This is a genomic window from Streptomyces sp. NPDC051576 (assembly GCF_040681835.1).
In the GTDB taxonomy this organism is placed as follows: domain Bacteria; phylum Actinomycetota; class Actinomycetes; order Streptomycetales; family Streptomycetaceae; genus Streptomyces.
In genome coordinates this window covers 246,451-261,917 of sequence record NZ_JBFAZO010000006.1, presented here as the reverse complement: position 1 = coordinate 261,917, position 15,467 = coordinate 246,451, and the positions used below count along the sequence as shown (strand labels likewise).

General features: G+C 70.0%; 14 protein-coding genes. 8 read left to right on the top strand and 6 right to left on the bottom strand.

The features are described 5' to 3' along the window. Positions 1–7: 7 nt before the first annotated feature. Complete coding sequence (locus tag AB0M63_RS21840; RefSeq protein WP_366020525.1) at positions 8–2,443, bottom strand: glycoside hydrolase family 3 C-terminal domain-containing protein; 2,436 nt, start codon at positions 2,441–2,443, stop codon at positions 8–10. A gap of 110 nt (positions 2,444–2,553) precedes the next feature. Between AB0M63_RS21840 and AB0M63_RS21835 the strand changes: the two genes are divergently transcribed. Beyond that, on the top strand, positions 2,554–3,129 hold the full coding sequence (locus tag AB0M63_RS21835; RefSeq protein ID WP_366020524.1) for a TetR family transcriptional regulator: 576 nt from the start codon (positions 2,554–2,556) through the stop codon (positions 3,127–3,129). A 9-nt stretch (positions 3,130–3,138) separates the two neighbouring features. Here the strand turns inward: AB0M63_RS21835 and AB0M63_RS21830 are convergent, their stop codons facing one another. Further along, positions 3,139–3,477, bottom strand: a complete 339-nt coding sequence (locus tag AB0M63_RS21830) for a YrdB family protein (RefSeq protein WP_366020523.1) — start codon at positions 3,475–3,477, stop codon at positions 3,139–3,141. A 117-nt stretch (positions 3,478–3,594) separates the two neighbouring features. Here AB0M63_RS21830 and AB0M63_RS21825 point away from each other — a divergent pair, with 117 nt between their 5' ends. After that, on the top strand, positions 3,595–4,851 hold the full coding sequence (locus AB0M63_RS21825) for a pyroglutamyl peptidase (RefSeq protein ID WP_366020522.1): 1,257 nt from the start codon (positions 3,595–3,597) through the stop codon (positions 4,849–4,851). Here the strand turns inward: AB0M63_RS21825 and AB0M63_RS21820 are convergent. Together AB0M63_RS21820 and AB0M63_RS21815 are read right to left on the bottom strand one after the other, a co-directional pair. Further along, positions 4,837–5,628, bottom strand: coding sequence for an EI24 domain-containing protein (locus AB0M63_RS21820; protein WP_366020521.1), 792 nt, complete (start codon positions 5,626–5,628; stop codon positions 4,837–4,839). The two genes, AB0M63_RS21825 and AB0M63_RS21820, sit on opposite strands and share 15 nt — an antisense overlap. Positions 5,629–5,672: 44 nt before the next feature. Then, positions 5,673–6,536 carry a hypothetical protein gene (locus AB0M63_RS21815; protein WP_366020520.1) on the bottom strand — a complete coding sequence of 288 codons (864 nt, stop codon included), beginning with the start codon at positions 6,534–6,536 and terminating at the stop codon, positions 5,673–5,675. A 293-nt stretch (positions 6,537–6,829) separates the two neighbouring features. On the opposite strand from AB0M63_RS21815, the gene AB0M63_RS21810 reads away from it, so the two are divergent. Further along, on the top strand, positions 6,830–7,990 hold the full coding sequence (locus AB0M63_RS21810; protein WP_366020519.1) for a serine hydrolase domain-containing protein: 1,161 nt from the start codon (positions 6,830–6,832) through the stop codon (positions 7,988–7,990). A 261-nt stretch (positions 7,991–8,251) separates the two neighbouring features. Here AB0M63_RS21810 and AB0M63_RS21805 read toward each other — a convergent pair whose 3' ends face one another. Next, positions 8,252–9,250: an NADP-dependent oxidoreductase gene (locus AB0M63_RS21805; RefSeq protein WP_355914377.1), complete on the bottom strand. Its 999-nt coding sequence runs from the start codon at positions 9,248–9,250 to the stop codon at positions 8,252–8,254. Between the two features lie 107 nt (positions 9,251–9,357). Here AB0M63_RS21805 and AB0M63_RS21800 point away from each other — a divergent pair, with 107 nt between their 5' ends. Then, positions 9,358–9,795 carry a MarR family transcriptional regulator gene (locus AB0M63_RS21800; RefSeq protein ID WP_355914374.1) on the top strand — a complete coding sequence of 146 codons (438 nt, stop codon included), beginning with the start codon at positions 9,358–9,360 and terminating at the stop codon, positions 9,793–9,795. Between the two features lie 34 nt (positions 9,796–9,829). Here the strand turns inward: AB0M63_RS21800 and AB0M63_RS21795 are convergent, their stop codons facing one another. Then, positions 9,830–10,654: a hypothetical protein gene (locus AB0M63_RS21795; RefSeq protein WP_366020518.1), complete on the bottom strand. Its 825-nt coding sequence runs from the start codon at positions 10,652–10,654 to the stop codon at positions 9,830–9,832. Between the two features lie 395 nt (positions 10,655–11,049). On the opposite strand from AB0M63_RS21795, the gene AB0M63_RS21790 reads away from it, so the two are divergent. The 4 genes from AB0M63_RS21790 (at position 11,050) to chvE (ending at position 15,460) form a co-directional block, all read left to right on the top strand. Beyond that, entirely contained in the window at positions 11,050–12,207 is a 1,158-nt protein-coding gene (locus AB0M63_RS21790; RefSeq protein WP_355914368.1) for a mandelate racemase/muconate lactonizing enzyme family protein, read from the top strand. Further along, the gene (locus tag AB0M63_RS21785) at positions 12,204–13,208 is read left to right on the top strand and encodes an alcohol dehydrogenase catalytic domain-containing protein (protein WP_355914365.1); all 1,005 of its coding nucleotides are present in this window, start codon (positions 12,204–12,206) and stop codon (positions 13,206–13,208) included. Before AB0M63_RS21790 ends, AB0M63_RS21785 begins: the two co-directional genes overlap by 4 nt. Before the next feature lie 121 nt (positions 13,209–13,329). Beyond that, entirely contained in the window at positions 13,330–14,295 is a 966-nt protein-coding gene (locus AB0M63_RS21780) for a hypothetical protein (RefSeq protein WP_355914362.1), read from the top strand. 55 nt (positions 14,296–14,350) lie between these two features. Continuing rightward, positions 14,351–15,460, top strand: coding sequence for a multiple monosaccharide ABC transporter substrate-binding protein (gene chvE, locus AB0M63_RS21775; protein ID WP_355914359.1), 1,110 nt, complete (start codon positions 14,351–14,353; stop codon positions 15,458–15,460). Positions 15,461–15,467 lie beyond the last annotated feature (7 nt).

The following is a 15,467-nucleotide window of genomic DNA, read 5'->3' as shown; positions in this document are numbered from 1 at the left end:
TCCCGGTTCAGACGTTAATCGTCGTGGCGACCCTGCGGTCCGTGATCGAGCGGCCCGCCTGGATCTCGTACGAACCCTTTACAACTGCCCACCCATTCGTCGTCTCATCCCAGATCTCGAAAGCCCGGTGCGGAAGTTCGACGATCACGTCGACACTGTCCCCGGGCCCGGCCTCCACCCCCGCGAAACCGGCCAGCCAGCGGGCCGGACGCTCCGGGTCGGGTTGCGTCGGGGCGACATAGATCTGGACGACCTCACGACCGGGACGGGTACCGGAGTTGGTGACCCTCACCGTGACGGATGTGCTCTCCACCTCGATCCCGTCATACGTCCACTCGGTGTAGCCGAGACCGTGCCCGAAACCGTACGACGGAGTGCGGCCCTCCTTCTCCCAGGCGCGGTAGCCGATGAACACGCCCTCGGTGTACGGGAGTTCACCGTTCTCCGGGACGACCTTGGTGACCGGGGCATCGGTCAGGGAGCCCCAGGTGGTGGGCAGGCGGCCGCCGGGTTCGTGGGTGCCGGTGAGTACGTCGGCGAGGGCCGCGCCGCCCTCCTGGCCGGGGAACCAGCCGAGCAGGACGGCGGCGACCTCATCGCGCCAGGGCAGTTCGACCGGGGAGCCGGAGTTGACGATCACGACGGTGTTCGGGTTGGCGGCGGCGACGGCGTGCACCAAGTCGTCCTGGCGGCCCGGGAGTCGGAGGTCGGTGCGGTCGTATCCCTCCGACTCCACCCGCTCGGTGGTGGCGACCACGACGACGGCGGTGGCGGCGGCGCGGGCCGCCTCGACGGCCTCGGCGATGAGTTCGTCCGGGTCGCGCCTCGGTTCCTGGTGGACGAGGGTGAAGCCGATGGCCTTGAGGGGGAGGTCCTTGGGGCGGGCGACGACGTAGGTCAGGGACACCTCGACCGGGGCGCCGGCGGCGAGTTCGACACGGGCCCGGGGTTCGGGGGCGCCGAAGAAGGAGATGAACGGGTCGCCCTTGAGGGGGCGTTGGACGTCGTCGTAGTACGTCGTGCCGTCGACGACGAGGGTGAAGGCGCCGACCCCCTTGATGCCGAAGGTGTGGTGTCCGGTGTCGCGTGGGGTGAAGGTGCCGGTGAGTTCGACGGTGTGGAGGGTGTCGTGGGTGACGCCCTCGGGGAGGTCCGAACCCATCCACTGGATCTGCCCGTTGGGCGCGGAGCCGGTGCCGATGACCGTGCCGTCGGCGTCCCGGCAGACGGCGCGCAGCTCGAACCCCTTGTCGGCGACGGCGAGTTCGGTGTTCGGGTCGGCGCCGACGGCGTAGGTGAGGGTGCCTTCGGGGAGGGCGGCGGTGAGGCCGTCGAGCGGGGAGACGACCCGGGCCGGGAAGACGGTGGCGGAACCGCCACCGAGGACACGGGCATCGCGGGCGGCGGCACCGAGAAGCGCGACGGTGCCGCCCGGCTTCAACGGAAGCGCCCTGTTCCCGTCCCGAACCTCGTTCCGTACGAGGACGAACGAACGGCGGGCGATCTCGCGGGCGAGGGCCTCCCCGTCGACGGTGTCCGGGAGTCGGTCCGCCGTGACGGCGGGCTCGGCGCCCTCCAGGATGCCGACGCGGGCGGCGAGCCGCAGCACGTTCCGTACGGCGGTGTCGACCGTGGCCTCGTCGACCTCGCCGTCGCGCACGGCCCGGGCGAGGGCGGCGCCGTAGACGGTCCTGGGGCCGGGCATGGCGACGTCGAGGCCGCCCTCGATGTCACCGGTCGTCGAGCGGGCGGCCGTCCAGTCGGAGACGTTGAAGCCGTCGAAGCCCCACTCGCCGCGCAGGACCTCGTTCACCAACTGGCGATGCTCGGTCATCGTCGTGCCGTTGACCGTGTTGTAGGCGGTCATGACGCCCCAGGGGCGGGCGTTCTCGACGATGTGCTCGAAGGGGGCCAAGTACAGCTCGCGCAGGGCGCGTTGGGAGACGAGGTTGTTCACGGTGAAGCGGTCGGTCTCGGCGTCGTTGGCGACGAAGTGCTTGACGGTGGTGCCGACACCGCCGGACTGGACGCCTCGCACATACCCGGAGCCGATCCGCCCGGTGAGGTACGGGTCCTCGCTGTACGCCTCGAAGTGCCGCCCTCCGAGCGGGGAGCGGTGCAGGTTGACGGTCGGCGCAAGCAGGACATGAACCCCCTTGCGCCGGGCCTCCTGGGCGAGCAACACGCCTGCACGGCGGGCGAGTTCCGGGTCCCAGGAGGCGGCGAGGGCGGTCGGGGACGGCAGCGCGACGGACGGATCGTCGGCGGTCCAGCGCACACCCCGGACGCCGATCGGGCCGTCCGACATCACGAGGGACCTCAGGCCGATCTCCGGGAGGGCGGGCAGGGACCACATGTCCTGCCCGGCCAGGAGCCGGGTCTTGGTGTCGAGATCGAGCTTGCCGAGGGCCGCCTCGACGACTGCTTCATGGGTTTCCGCCACCACGGTGCCTCCTGGGTGAGTCCGTCCTGTGCCCTGTGCCTCTCATCGTGCATCGGTTACCTGTAGAGCGGTAGGTTTCGTAACCTTGCCGTTATATCTACGGTGGATGGATGTCGTACGGTGACGCCATGAACGCCAGGGCCAAGAGTGCGGAGCGGCGCGCCGAGATCGTGCGGGCCGCCCTGGAGGTGATCGCCGAGCGCGGCTACCGGGGCGCGAGCCTGGCGGCGGTGGCGGAGCGGGTCGGGCTGACCCAGCAGGGGCTGCTGCACTACTTCCCGACGAAGGACGCGCTGCTCGTCGCCGTCCTGGAGGAACGGGACCAGTGGGACGCCGTACCGGACAGCCGCTGGCGGATCGACCTGCTCGCCTCACTGGTCGAGTACAACGCGATGCGGCCCGGCATCATCCAGACCTTCTCGGCGCTGCTCGGCGAGAGCGTGACGGAGGGACACCCGGCGCGGGACTACTTCACCGCGCGCTACGCCCGGGTCCGGGCCGGCATGGCGGCGGTCCTCCGCACCGAGTACGGCGACCGCCTCCCGAACGGCCTCACCCCCGAGCGCACGGCCCCACTGCTGGTCGCGGTCATGGACGGCCTCCAGTACCAGTGGCTGCTGGACCCGGAGTCGGTGGACATGCCGGGGGCGTTCAGGGATTTCCTGGCGCTGCTGGGTGAGGCCTGAACTCTCCGGTCACTGCCGCCAGATGACGGCGAGCGTCTTGCTCACCACACAGACGAGGGCGAGGACCAAGGCCCAGTCCTGGGCTCCGGCGAGGACCAGCGCGACGACACCGGCACCGAACCACACCATTTCGAACCCGACGCGGACGGCGCCGTGCACCTTGTGGTTGGCCTTCTGCGACCCGAACAGCGACCAGAGGGTGATGAGTACAGCCGGGGCACCGAGCCCCAGCACCCAGGCCAGCGGGGTGGCGACATCCCGGGTGAAGCCCCAGTAGCCGACCGCGACGAGGGCGCCCAGCTCGATGGCGAAGAGGACGCCCAGGTTCGCTGCCTTCGCTGTCTTCATGAGCGGCAGTATCCCCCGTCCGACACGTGAGGACGAGGCCGTGGCGTAGACCACTCCCGTCACGCGATACTGCCGCCGTCGTCCCGCACCCCACTGCGACGGAAGGTGTCAACCACCGTGAACGGCATACGAGTTAGAACGAGCGTCCTCGGGCTGGCCCTGTTGGCGGGGTTCTCCGCGCCCGGTACTGGGCCGGCGGCGGCCGTCACCGCGCTCTCTCCCACCGTCGAGGAGCAGCGGCTCGACAAGGCGGTGCCGCAGGAGATTCTTCAGCATTCCGGATTCGACACCGTGGCACCGGAGTTCACGCGTGCCCTCGAAGGGACGCACAGCTATGCGCAGGCCCGCCGGGTCGTCGTACGCGAGGGAACGGCCCTGTGGCGGCGGGCTGTTGACCGGGCGCAGGGGCGGGGGCCGGCGGGTGGGGATCTCAGTCGGGACGACGATCGGCCGCTGTACTGGGCGCGGCTCGGGATGACGCGGGAAGTGCGGGGATGGGAGCCGGAGTTCAGGGTCAGTGAGCGTCAACGGGCTGCGCTGCTCTCGGAGTTGGAGCGGACCTCGCGCGGGCAGAGCGGTATCCGGTATCCGCAGGAGAAGGGGATCAAGCGGATCCTGGTGACCGGGTTCGACCCGTTCACGCTGGACCGGGACATCCGGATCTCCAACCCGTCGGGGGCGATCGCGCTCGCGCTGGACGGCACGGTGATCCGGACGGCGGACGGTCCGGCGCGGATCGAGACGGCGATGTTCCCGGTGCGGTGGGCGGACTTCGCGGAGGGGACGGTGGAGCGGGCCCTGCGGCCGTATCTGCCGAAGGTGGATCTGTTCACGACGGTGAGTCAGGGGCGGGTGGGCCGGTTCGACGTGGAGCGGACCAACGGTGCCTGGCGGGGCGGGTTCCCGGACAACGACAACGTGTCCCGGACGGAGACGGTCCCGGTCACCGACCCGGCCTCACAGCCCCAGTGGACGTCAACGACCTTGCCGTACAAGGAGATTGCGGCCGCCGACACCGGGCGCTTCCCCGTCTACGACCACACCGAGGTGACCGAGATCCCGGCGGGCGGGACCGATCCCGTCGTACGGCCGGACGGGCCGTCCGCGGGGTCCACGGCGCGGGCCGGGGGCGGTGGCGACTATCTCTCCAACGAGATCGCCTACCGCGTGACCCTGCTGCGGGACCGGCTCGGGCTGCACGACTCGCTGCCGGGCGGCCATATCCACACGCCGGTGCTGGAGTTCGGGCCGGGCAACACGGACCCGGCGACGGGGACGATCACCGACCCGGAGTTCGTACGGAACCGGGTCGACATCATCGCGCAGGTGAAGGCGATGGTGACGGTGGCCGTGGACGCGTCAGTGGTCCGCTGACTCCGGACCGGTTTCCGCTTCCTCCCCCTCGGTCTCCTCCCCCAGCAGGTCCCGCGCCATCATCGTCGCCCCCGCCACCGCCCCCGGCATCAGGAACACCGCGACGAACGGGACCAGGAAGGAGAGGCCGAGGGGGGTGCCGAAGCCCCAGACGAGGGTCTTGCGGGAGCGCAGCAGGGTGAGGCGGGCGCGGAGGTCGACGCCCCGGCGCTGGAGGGCCACGGCCGTCAGTTCCTCGGTGAGGAAGAACCCGGTGACGAAGAACCCGATCACCGGGATGGCCGTCTGCCCGACGAACGGCAGGAATCCGAGGGCGAAGAGCAGCACGCCCCACAGCAGAGCCCGCACCAGGACGCGGAGGCTGTCGCGGGCCGAGATCCACAGTTCGCGCCAGAGCGGGAGGCCCGACTCGGGGGCGGTGCCGTCGGGCGAGATGTCCCGGTCGACCTTCTCGGAGAGCGTCTCGTAGAAGGGCTGCCCTATCAGGAGGGTGACGGCCGTGAAGGTCAACACCGAGAGCAGCAGGGCCAGTACGAACAGCACTGCCGTGAGGAAGCCCCGGAACAGGCCCTGCCAGGGGCTCGACCAGTCGTCCGCGAAGGGCGTCGCCCAGCCGACGAAGTCCCCGCCCCAGAGCGCCAGCGCGACCAGCGCCGCGACGTAGAGGACCAGCGTGATCAGGCCGGGGATCAGCCCGAACCCGTACTGCCGTCCGTGCCGGGCCATCCAGCGCTGGCCCTTCAGGAGGTAGCTGAATCCCGCCCCAAGATCATGCATGGGGAGAACTTTACTCACCGTCGGCACGAGGCGGTCGACCGGCACTACACGGCCGAGACGGCCACCACCACACCGCGATCGGCGGCCGGTGACACCGCCGCCGTCACCCGCACCGCGGTCGCCCGGGCCACCCGCCCCGCGTGGGAGGTCGCCGCGAGCAGCACGGGCTGAACCCGTTCCAGAGCGGAGACCAGGACCTCCTCACCGGCGACCAGCATCGGACCGGCCGCCTTCGTGGTCGCCGCGGCCGCCTCCGTGAGGTCGGCGAGGGGCGGCAGGGCGGCACGGACGACGTTGACGCCCGCGCTCGCCGCCCGGCCGGCGAGGGCCACCTGGAGGGGCAGCAGCGGGGCCAGCGCGGACGTCAACGCCTCGGCGATACGGCGGAGTTCGGGCGTCGCGTCGGTCAGAGCGTCGGCCAGCGACCGGACCAGCGGGGTGAGGGCGAGCATCATGCCCGCGGCGACGCCCGCCGCCGCGGGCAGCAACGGGGAGGCCGCCTCGACCAGTTCACCGAGCGCGGTGGCGATCTCCTCGACCGCCGGTTCCACCGCGTCGAGCACGGGCAGCAGGCTGTCGCCGACCACGCCCAACAGGGCCTGCGCGGGCCGGCTCGCCGGGTGCACGGCCAGCGGGGCGCCGGTCGTACCGAGCCGGGTCAGGGTGTCGACGATGCGGTAGAACGCCTCCTGTGCCTGCGGCGACGCGCTCGCCTCGGCCAGCTCGGCGGTGGTCTCCCGCAGCACCCGCAGCGCCTCCGCACCCGAACCGTCCCGTGGATCAAGGGTGTTGATCGCGATCCTGGTGATGTTCCCGGCCGTGTCCAGGAGTTGGCCGGTGATGTCGGTGATGCTGCGTGCCATCCGCAGCACCTCGTCCCTGCTGGGGAGCGAAGGAATCGTAGCCATGGGAACTCCTCACCGTGCGCGCCCGCCGTCCACTGCCCGGTACCTGTGCTCAGCATGCCCGCTTCCCGGCACCGCGCATGCGACGTCCAGGCATCAACAACACCAACACCTTGTCGCCGTCATCGAGGCGCCATTGAGGCTCCATTGAGTCGAACGGCCACCGCTCGCCGTACCGATCTACGGAACCAGGAGGAGGTCCGAGGGGGAACTCCCGCAGGTCGGACAGGCGTTGTTCACCATGGCACACGCGAGCACATGGCACACGCGAGCAGCGGATCAGTTGAGGAGAGCGGATGACCCAGAAGATCCACGGCACCGTAGCCGACGGCTTCGAGACGGTCCGGGACGAGTTCGCCGCCTTCGTGGCGGAGGAACGCGCCGACTACGAAGGCCAGTTGTGTGCGTACGTACACGGCCGCCGCGTCGTAGACCTGTGGGCGGCCCCACCCGGCAGCGACGCCGACGGCGACTCCCTCTACGGCGTGTTCTCGTCCACCAAGGGCGCCGCGCACCTGGTAGTGGCGTTGCTCGTGCAAGACGGCACGCTGGAGCTGGACCGCAAAGTGACCTACTACTGGCCGGAGTTCGCGGCCGAGGGCAAAGACGCGCTGACTCTACGCGAGTTGCTCGCCCACCGAGCGGGCCTGATAGGGACCGACACCGGCTTCACCCTCGACGAACTCGCCGACGACCGCGCCATCGCCGAACGCCTCGCCGACCAGCGCCCGTTCTGGCGCCCGGGCGCGGCCTTCGGCTATCACGCCCTGGTGATCGGCGCGCTGACCGGAGAGATCGTAAGGCGAGCAACGGGCCGCTCCCTCCAGGAAGTTCACGAGGAAAGAGTCCGAGCACCCTACGCCCTGGACTTCTTCCTCGGCCTCCCCACACCCCACGAACCCCGATTCCGCACCACCCAGCCCCCCACCCTCACCCCCGAACAACAAGCCCTGCGCGCGGCGGAGCCACCCGCCCCCCACAGCCTCACCGCGATCGCCTTCAACGAACACGCGCCGCACCCCACCGACCTGGTGTCACTGCCGAACGAACGGGTGATCCGCGCCAAGGGCCCCGCGTCGGTCGGCGGAGTGGCCTCGGCACGCGGCCTGGCCGGCCTCTACGCGGCGGCGATCAGCGAGGTCGAGGACCGGGCCGCGCTGCTCAAGGCGGACACGGTGGCGGAGTTCGGCCAACTGCACTCCGTCGGCTACGACGTGGTGACCCGCACGCACCGGGCGTTCGGCCTGGGCTTCCAGGCGACCTCGGCCTTCGTGTACCCGTCCCTGGGCGCCGGCACGATCGGCCACAGCGGCGCGGCCGGCTCCCAGGCCTTCGCCGACCGCCACAGCGGCCTCGCCTACGGCTACACCCGCCGCCGCTTCGCCTACCCCGGCGGCCCGGCCCAAGAGAACAACCGCCTAGTCAAAGCCGTCCACAAAGCAGCCCTGGCAAGCTAAAACACCGGCGTTGGCCCCTGCCAACGGTGCGGGCCCACCAACCCCCACTGTCCCCACGCGCCGGCCGAGAGGGAGCCGTAGGGGCGCGCCGGTGTCGAGAGCCCGAACGCGCGGAGGCCCGAAGGGCCGAGCACGATCGGGCTCTCGACACCGGCTGAGAGCGCCCCGAAGGCGACCGAACCAATAGAGGTGCGCGCGACGGGAGTTGTGAACACCGGTCCACTCACGGCCCGGTGTTCCAACCCCGCCAAGTTCAGACGTTCAGACCTTGACGATCATCTTCCCCGTGTTCTCCCCCCGCAACTGCCCAAGGAACGCCTCAAGATTGTTCTCGATGCCCTCGACCACAGTCTCGCGGTACTTCAGCTCACCGGACGCGACCCACGCCCCCACCTCCCGCACGAACTCCGGCTGAAGGTCGTAGTGGTCGCCGACGAGGAAGCCCTCGATGCGGCCGCGGGTCTGGATGAGACGGGCGAGGTTCTTCGGGCCGGGGGTGGCCTCGGTGTTGTTGTAGACCGAGATCATGCCGCAAATGGCAATGCGCCCACGCTCGTTGAGCGACCCGATGGCCGCCTCCAGGTGGTCACCGCCGACGTTGTCGAAGTACACGTCGACCCCGTCCGGCGCGGCCTCGCGCAGCTGTCGGCTCACCGGCCCGTTCTTGTAGTTGAAGGCCGCGTCGAACCCGTACTCCTCCACAAGAAGCTTGACCTTGTCGTCGGACCCGGCGGAACCGACAACCCGCGACGCGCCCTTGAGCTTGGCGATCTGGCCGACCTGGCTGCCCACGGCACCGGCGGCGCCGGAGACGAAGACCGAGTCGCCCTCCTTGAAGGAGGCGGTGCGCAGCAGGCCGGCGTAGGCGGTGAGGCCGGTCATGCCGAGGACGCCGAGGTAGGTGGAGAGCGGGGCGAGGTCGGGGTCGACCTTGACGGCGGTCCTGGCGTCGATGGTGGCGTACTCGCGCCAGCCGCCGAAGTGGAGCACGTGGTCGCCGACGGCGATCCCCTCGGCGTTCGACTCGACGACCTCGCCGACCGCGCCGCCCTGCATGACCTTGCCCAGCTCGAAGGGGGCGACGTAGGACTTGGCGGCGCTCATGCGGCCGCGCATGTACGGGTCGACGGACAGGTACTTGTTCCGCACCAGCACCTGGCCCTCGCCCGGGGCCCGGGTCTCGGTCTCCACCAGGGCGAAGTCCTCGGGCTTCGGCCAGCCGACGGGGTGGCTGAGCAGGTGCCATTCGCGGTTGATCATCACAAGCGCCTTTCTGACTGCTGCAAACACTTCAGTTACTTCAGTACCTGAAACAACCATGCGCTTGAATATTTCATGTTGTCAAGTAAAGGGGTACTGTGGAGGGCATGGCCACACCCCAGAAGACGCGCCGCTCCGACCCCGTGACCCTGGAGGTCGTCGAGCTGATCGGCGACGTCGTGGCGCGGTTCTACGAGGACTACGAGGAGGCCGCGGGCGACCACGGGCTGACCGGCGCGCAGGCCCGGCTGCTGAGCCTGCTGTCCCTGGAGCCGCTGCCGATGCGCAAGCTGGCGCAGAAGCTGAAGTGCGAGCCGTCGAATGTCACGGGGATCGTGGACCGGCTGGAGGCGCGCGGCCTGGTGGAGCGCCGCCCCGACCCCGCCGACCGGCGGGTGAAGCTGGCGGCGGCGACGGAGGAGGGGCGCCGGATGGCCCGTAGCCTGCGCGAGTCGTTGCGGTTCGCCCGGGAGCCGCTCGCCGGGTTGTCGGACGAGGAACGACTGGCGCTACGGGGATTGCTGCGGCGCATGCTGGAAGCCTGACGCGGGCGGAAGGCGAAAGCCCGGGCCAAGCGACTCAGGAGCACCACCACAGAATCTGCTTGCACGTCTCCGAAGGCGTCGGCGTCGGACTCGGCTGCGAGGAGGACGGCTCCGAGGACGGCGTGGTGCTCGGGTCCGAAGGGGCCGTGGAAGCGGCAGACGTGGTGCCGTCACCGGCGCCCGTCGTCGGTGTCTCCGACTCGGTGGGATCCTTCGTGCTCTTCTCGGACGCCGAGGGTGACGCGGACCGGGATGCCGAGGGGTCAGGGGATGCCGAGCCCGTGCCGGTTCCGACGGTTTTCGTGTCGTCGAGGGGTTCGGCCGTGCCGCCCGCCTCCGAGGTCGCCCCGCCCTCCGCGGACGCGTCGCCCGGCGCCGAGGACTTCGGGGTGGAGAACGGCGCGTCGGTACCCAGCTCGGCCAGGCTCAGGCCGCCGGCCGCCAGCACGAATCCGGCCGTGACGAGCAGCACCCGGCGCCGCCGCCGGCGGTGTGCCGCGGCCTTGCGATCGCGACGACTCGCGCCGGCCGCACCCGGGCCCTCGGTGTCGCCGTCTCCCTCGCCGGAATCCTCATGGACGCCGGACTCCTCGTAGGCACCCGGCCCTTGCCCGTGACCGCCGCCCGCACCCCGGCCGCGCCCACGGCCTTTCCGCCGCGCGGCCCGCCCATGGCGCCCGTCGTCCCCGTCGCCCGCGCCGAATTCCTCACGCCCGACGGAGTCCTCGTACGCCCCCGCCCCCTCCACGTGACCGTCGCCCGCACCCCGGCCGCGCCCACGGCTCTTCCGCCGCGCGGCCCGTCCGCCGTGTCCGCCACCGTCGTCCGCCTGCTCGTGCGCGACGGTGGTGTCGGGCATGTTCGCGCCCGCGCCGGTGGCCTCGTGCGAGGGGGCGCGGGTTTGCGAATGTGCGTCAACTCCCGGCGCGGGGAAGGGAGATGACTCGGTCGGCGCTTGGGCCGGCGTGCCGCACCCCGGGCACGCGAGGGCGCCGTTGAGGTGCCGGCCGCAGGGGTGGCAGTAGTCCATGACGCGGGAAGACTAAGTTCCTCACAGGTAACGTTCATAGTCACAGCTGTGAAAGTTGTGCAAGGAACCGCGCGCCTGACCGAAACCGCGATCGAAAGCCTTGCCGAAACCGTTACATGTTCGACCCATTGACACTCCCGCCCCCGCATCCTTACTGTCTGCCCAGCATTTCGAACGTGAGCCGAAATTTCGAACAGCACCGAAGAGCACAGGGGGCATCTGCCGTGCGCATCACGGGAATCAGCACGCACGTGGTCGGGACGCCATGGCGCAATCTGACGTACGTCCAAGTGCACACCGACGAGGGCCTCACCGGAGTCGGCGAAACCCGCATGCTGGGACACACCGACGCGCTGATCGGTTATCTGCGTGAGGCCGAGGCCAACCACATTCTCGGTTCCGATCCGTTCGCGGTGGAAGACCTCGTACGCCGGATGAAGTACGGCGACTACGGCCGTGCGGGCGAAATCGTGATGTCGGGCATCGCGGTGATCGAGATGGCCTGCTGGGACATCAAGGGCAAGGCCCTGGGCGTGCCGGTGTGGCAGCTCCTCGGCGGCAAGGTCACCGACAAGGTGAAGGCGTACGCCAACGGCTGGTACACCACCGAGCGGACCCCGGAGGCCTATCACAAGGCCGCGCAGGGGGTCATGGAGCGGGGCTACAAGGCCCTGAAGATCGACCCGTTCGGTACCGGGCACTTCGAGCTCGACCACGAGCAGACCCTGTACGCGGTCTCCCTCATCGAGGCCGTGCGGGACGCGATCGGGCCGGACGCCGAGCTGATGCTGGAGATGCACGGCCGGTTCTCGCCGGCCACCGCCATCCGGCTGGCGAACGAACTCGCCCCCTTCAAGCCCGCGTGGCTGGAGGAGCCCTGCCCGCCGGAGAACCTGAAGGCGCTGGAGAAGGTCGCCGCCAAGGTGAACATCCCGGTCGCCACGGGTGAGCGCATTCACGACCGCATCGAGTTCCGCGAGCTGTTCGAGAGCCAGGCCGTCGACATCATCCAGCCCGACGTCGGTCACATCGGCGGCATCTGGGAGACCCGCAAGCTGGCCGCGACCGCCGAGACGCACTACGTCCTCGTCGCCCCGCACAACGTCGGCGGGCCGGTGCTGACCGCCGCCTCGCTCCAAGTCGGCTTCTCCTCCCCGAACTTCAAGATCCTGGAACACTTCAACGACTTCGCGGACGCGGACATCAAGAAGGTCGTCAAGGGCGCCCCACAGGTGGTGGACGGCTACTTCCACCTCTCCGACGCGCCCGGTCTCGGGGTCGAGCTGGACACCGACGCGGCGGCCGAGTTCCCGCAGCAGCAGGCGCGGTTCGACCTGTGGGCGGACGGCTGGGAGCAGCGCAAGCCGAAGGGCAGCAAGTGAGCGCCGCGGTCGTCATCGAGGCCCCGGGCGAGCACCGGCTGGCCTCGCACGAGCCCCGGCAGCCGGACGCGGGTGAGGCGCTGGTGCGCGTGCACGCGGTCGGTATCTGTGGCAGCGACCGCGAGGTGTACCAGGGCAACAGGCCCGAGGGGTACGTCCGTTACCCCCTCACTCCGGGCCACGAGTGGTCCGGCACGGTGGAGGCGGTCGGCACCGGGGTGCCGTCGTCCCTGGTCGGCCGCAAGGTCGTAGGGGAGGGTTTCCGCAACTGCCAGGTGTGCGACCGGTGTCATTCGGGCGAGACGACGTTGTGCACGGCGGGCTACGAGGAGACCGGCTTCACCCAGCCGGGCGCGATGGCCACCACGCTCACGCTGCCCGCCCGGCTGCTCCATGTCCTTCCGGACGAGGCCGACCTGACGGCCGCGGCACTGCTGGAGCCGGCGGCCTGCATCGCGGCCGCCGCGCTGAAGGCGAACGCGCGGCCGGGTGAGCGGGTGGCCGTCGTGGGCACCGGAACCCTCGGTATGTTCGCGATCCAGTTCCTCAAGGCGAACTCCCCCTCCGAACTCCTCGTCGTGGGGTCCCGTCCGGACCGGGCGGCCCTCTCGGAGCGGTTCGGCGCGACGGACTTCCGTACCAAGAAGGAGCCGCTGCCCGACGACTTCGACGTGGTGATCGAGACCGCCGGCTCGGCGGACGCGGCGCGCACCGCCGCCTCCCTGCTGCGGCGCGGCGGACGTCTGGTCCTCACGGGCATCCCGGCGCCGGGCGCCGCGGGTCTCGACCCGACCGACCTCGTCGTACGGCAGCTGGAGGTGCACACCGTCTTCGGGGCACCGCCGGACGCCTGGGCGCACACGGTGCGGGTGTTCGGGGCCGGGTTGCTCGATCCGCTGCCCCTGGTCACCCATGAACTGCCGCTAGCCGAGTTCCCCCAGGCCATCGAGCTGGTGGGGTCCGGCGATCCAAAGGTCGGCAAGGTGCTGCTGCGGCCGTAGGAAACCCCAGCCGTACGCCGGTACGGGGTGTCCTGACCACCCCGTACCGGCGTACCACCAGAGTCTTTCCGTACTCCGAGCCGCGAACCTCGTCCGAAATACCGAACACGAAGGACAGCCAGTGACCGACACCGCCACGGCAGCCCGCAGGCCCGGGGAGCAGGCGCTCTCCGCGCTCGGCCTGGGCGCGCCCGCCCTCGATCCCGCCGACGCCTCTTCCCATACCTTCCCGGGCGGCGGTCGCTGGCGCACCGAGATCCCCTCCTGCGAGGGTCCGGAGGCGCTCGCGGTCGTCCTCAAGGAGTCCTCGCGCCTCGACGTGCCGATCCACCGGATCAGCCAGGGCAGCGGCGTGTGGATGCTGACCGATTCCGAGATCACCGAGATGGTCGAGGCCACCGCCGAACGCGACATCGAGCTGTGCCTGTTCACCGGTCCCCGCGGGACCTGGGACATCGGCGGCTCGGTCCGCTCCGACTCGCGCGGCGCCGGCCTGCGTGCCCGCGGCCACGACGCGGTCGCCGGCTGCGTCGAAGACGCCGTCCGGGCAACGGAGTTGGGCGTCAAGTGCCTGCTCGTCGCCGACGAGGGCGTGCTGTGGACGCTGCACCGGGCGCGCGTCGCCGGGATCATCCCGGCCGACACCACCCTCAAGGTCTCGGCGCTGATCGGCCCGGTCAACCCGGCCGCCTACGCCGTCTACGAGCGGCTCGGCGCCGACTCGCTGAACGTGCCCAGCGATCTGACGCTGGATCACCTCACCGAGATCCGGCGGGTGTCGGCCGCTCCCATGGACATGTACATCGAGGCCCCCGACGATCTCGGCGGCTACATCCGGATGTACGAGGTCGCCGAGCTGATCCGCCGCGGCGCCCCGCTCTACCTGAAGTTCGGGCTGTCCAAGGCGCCCGGCATCTACCCGTGGGGCACCCACCTGCGGGACGTGACCCTGGACACCGCGCGGGAGCGGGTCCGGCGCGGCCGGCTCGCCCTCGACCTGCTCGAACGGCACGGCGCGGGCGGCGACATGGCGCCGCTCGGCACCCGGCTCCCCGGGAAGCTCGACCGCTTCCCCACCGAAGCCTGATCCACCCCGACACCCGCTCCACCTCTCAACGACGAGAAGAATGAGGCCAGATCACATGCGCAACCGCAGAAGCGCCCTCACCCTCATAGCCGGCGCCGCCTCCCTGGCCCTGACCCTGTCCGCGTGCGGGCAGAGCGGTTCGGGCGGCAGCAAGGAGTCGACGGGCAGCGCGAAGGGCGGCACGATCGGCATCGCGATGCCGACGAAGTCCTCCGCGCGCTGGATCTCCGACGGCAACAACATGGTCAAGGACCTGAAGTCCAAGGGCTACAAGACCAAGCTGGTCTACGGCGAGGACGACCCGGACACCCAGGTCTCGCAGATCGAGAACATGATCACCCAGGGCGTCAAGGGCCTGATCATCGCGGCGATCGACAACAAGTCCCTGAACAACGTGCTCCAGGAAGCCGCGTCCGCGAAGATCCCGGTCATCGCCTACGACCGCCTCATCCTCGGCACCAAGAACGTCGACTACTACGCCTCGTTCGACAACTCGAAGGTCGGCGTCGAGCAGGGCTCGTACATCGTCAAGAAGCTCGGTCTGGACAGCGGCAAGAAGGGCCCGTTCAACATCGAGCTGTTCGCCGGCTCGAACGACGACAACAACACCAAGTACTTCTTCAACGGCGCGATGAGCGTGCTCCAGCCGTACATCGACAAGAAGGAACTGGTCGTCAAGTCCGGGCAGACCGCGCTCAACAAGGTCACCACGCTGCGCTGGGACGGCACCACCGCGCAGAACCGCATGGAGGACATCCTCACCGGCTCGTACAAGACCGGCCGGGTCGACGCGGTGCTCTCGCCCTACGACGGCATCTCCATCGGCATCCTGTCCGCGCTGAAGTCGGACGGTTACGGCTCCGCCGCCAAGCCGCTGCCGGTCATCACCGGCCAGGACGCCGAGCTTGCCTCGGTGAAGTCGATCATCGCCGGTCAGCAGACGCAGACCGTCTACAAGGACACCCGCGAGCTGGCCAAGGTCGCGGACACCATGATCGACGACGTGCTCAACGGCAAGACGCCGAAGACCAACGACACCAAGACCTACGACAACGGCACCAAGGTCGTCCCCGCCTACCTGCTCCAGCCGGTCAGCGTGGACAAGTCCAACTACGAGGACGTTCTGGTCAAGGGCGGGTACTACACCGACGCCCAACTCAAGTAAGTACGTG

Coding starts and splice junctions, on each gene's coding strand:
- chvE (WP_355914359.1), top strand. CDS start 14,351: ATGCGCAACCGCAGAAGCGCCCTCACCCTCATAGCCGGCGCCGCCTCC.
- AB0M63_RS21795 (WP_366020518.1), bottom strand. CDS start 10,654: ATGCCCGACACCACCGTCGCGCACGAGCAGGCGGACGACGGTGGCGGA.
- AB0M63_RS21805 (WP_355914377.1), bottom strand. CDS start 9,250: ATGATCAACCGCGAATGGCACCTGCTCAGCCACCCCGTCGGCTGGCCG.
- AB0M63_RS21810 (WP_366020519.1), top strand. CDS start 6,830: ATGACCCAGAAGATCCACGGCACCGTAGCCGACGGCTTCGAGACGGTC.
- AB0M63_RS21815 (WP_366020520.1), bottom strand. CDS start 6,536: ATGGCTACGATTCCTTCGCTCCCCAGCAGGGACGAGGTGCTGCGGATG.
- AB0M63_RS21835 (WP_366020524.1), top strand. CDS start 2,554: ATGTCGTACGGTGACGCCATGAACGCCAGGGCCAAGAGTGCGGAGCGG.
- AB0M63_RS21820 (WP_366020521.1), bottom strand. CDS start 5,628: ATGCATGATCTTGGGGCGGGATTCAGCTACCTCCTGAAGGGCCAGCGC.
- AB0M63_RS21830 (WP_366020523.1), bottom strand. CDS start 3,477: ATGAAGACAGCGAAGGCAGCGAACCTGGGCGTCCTCTTCGCCATCGAG.
- AB0M63_RS21800 (WP_355914374.1), top strand. CDS start 9,358: ATGGCCACACCCCAGAAGACGCGCCGCTCCGACCCCGTGACCCTGGAG.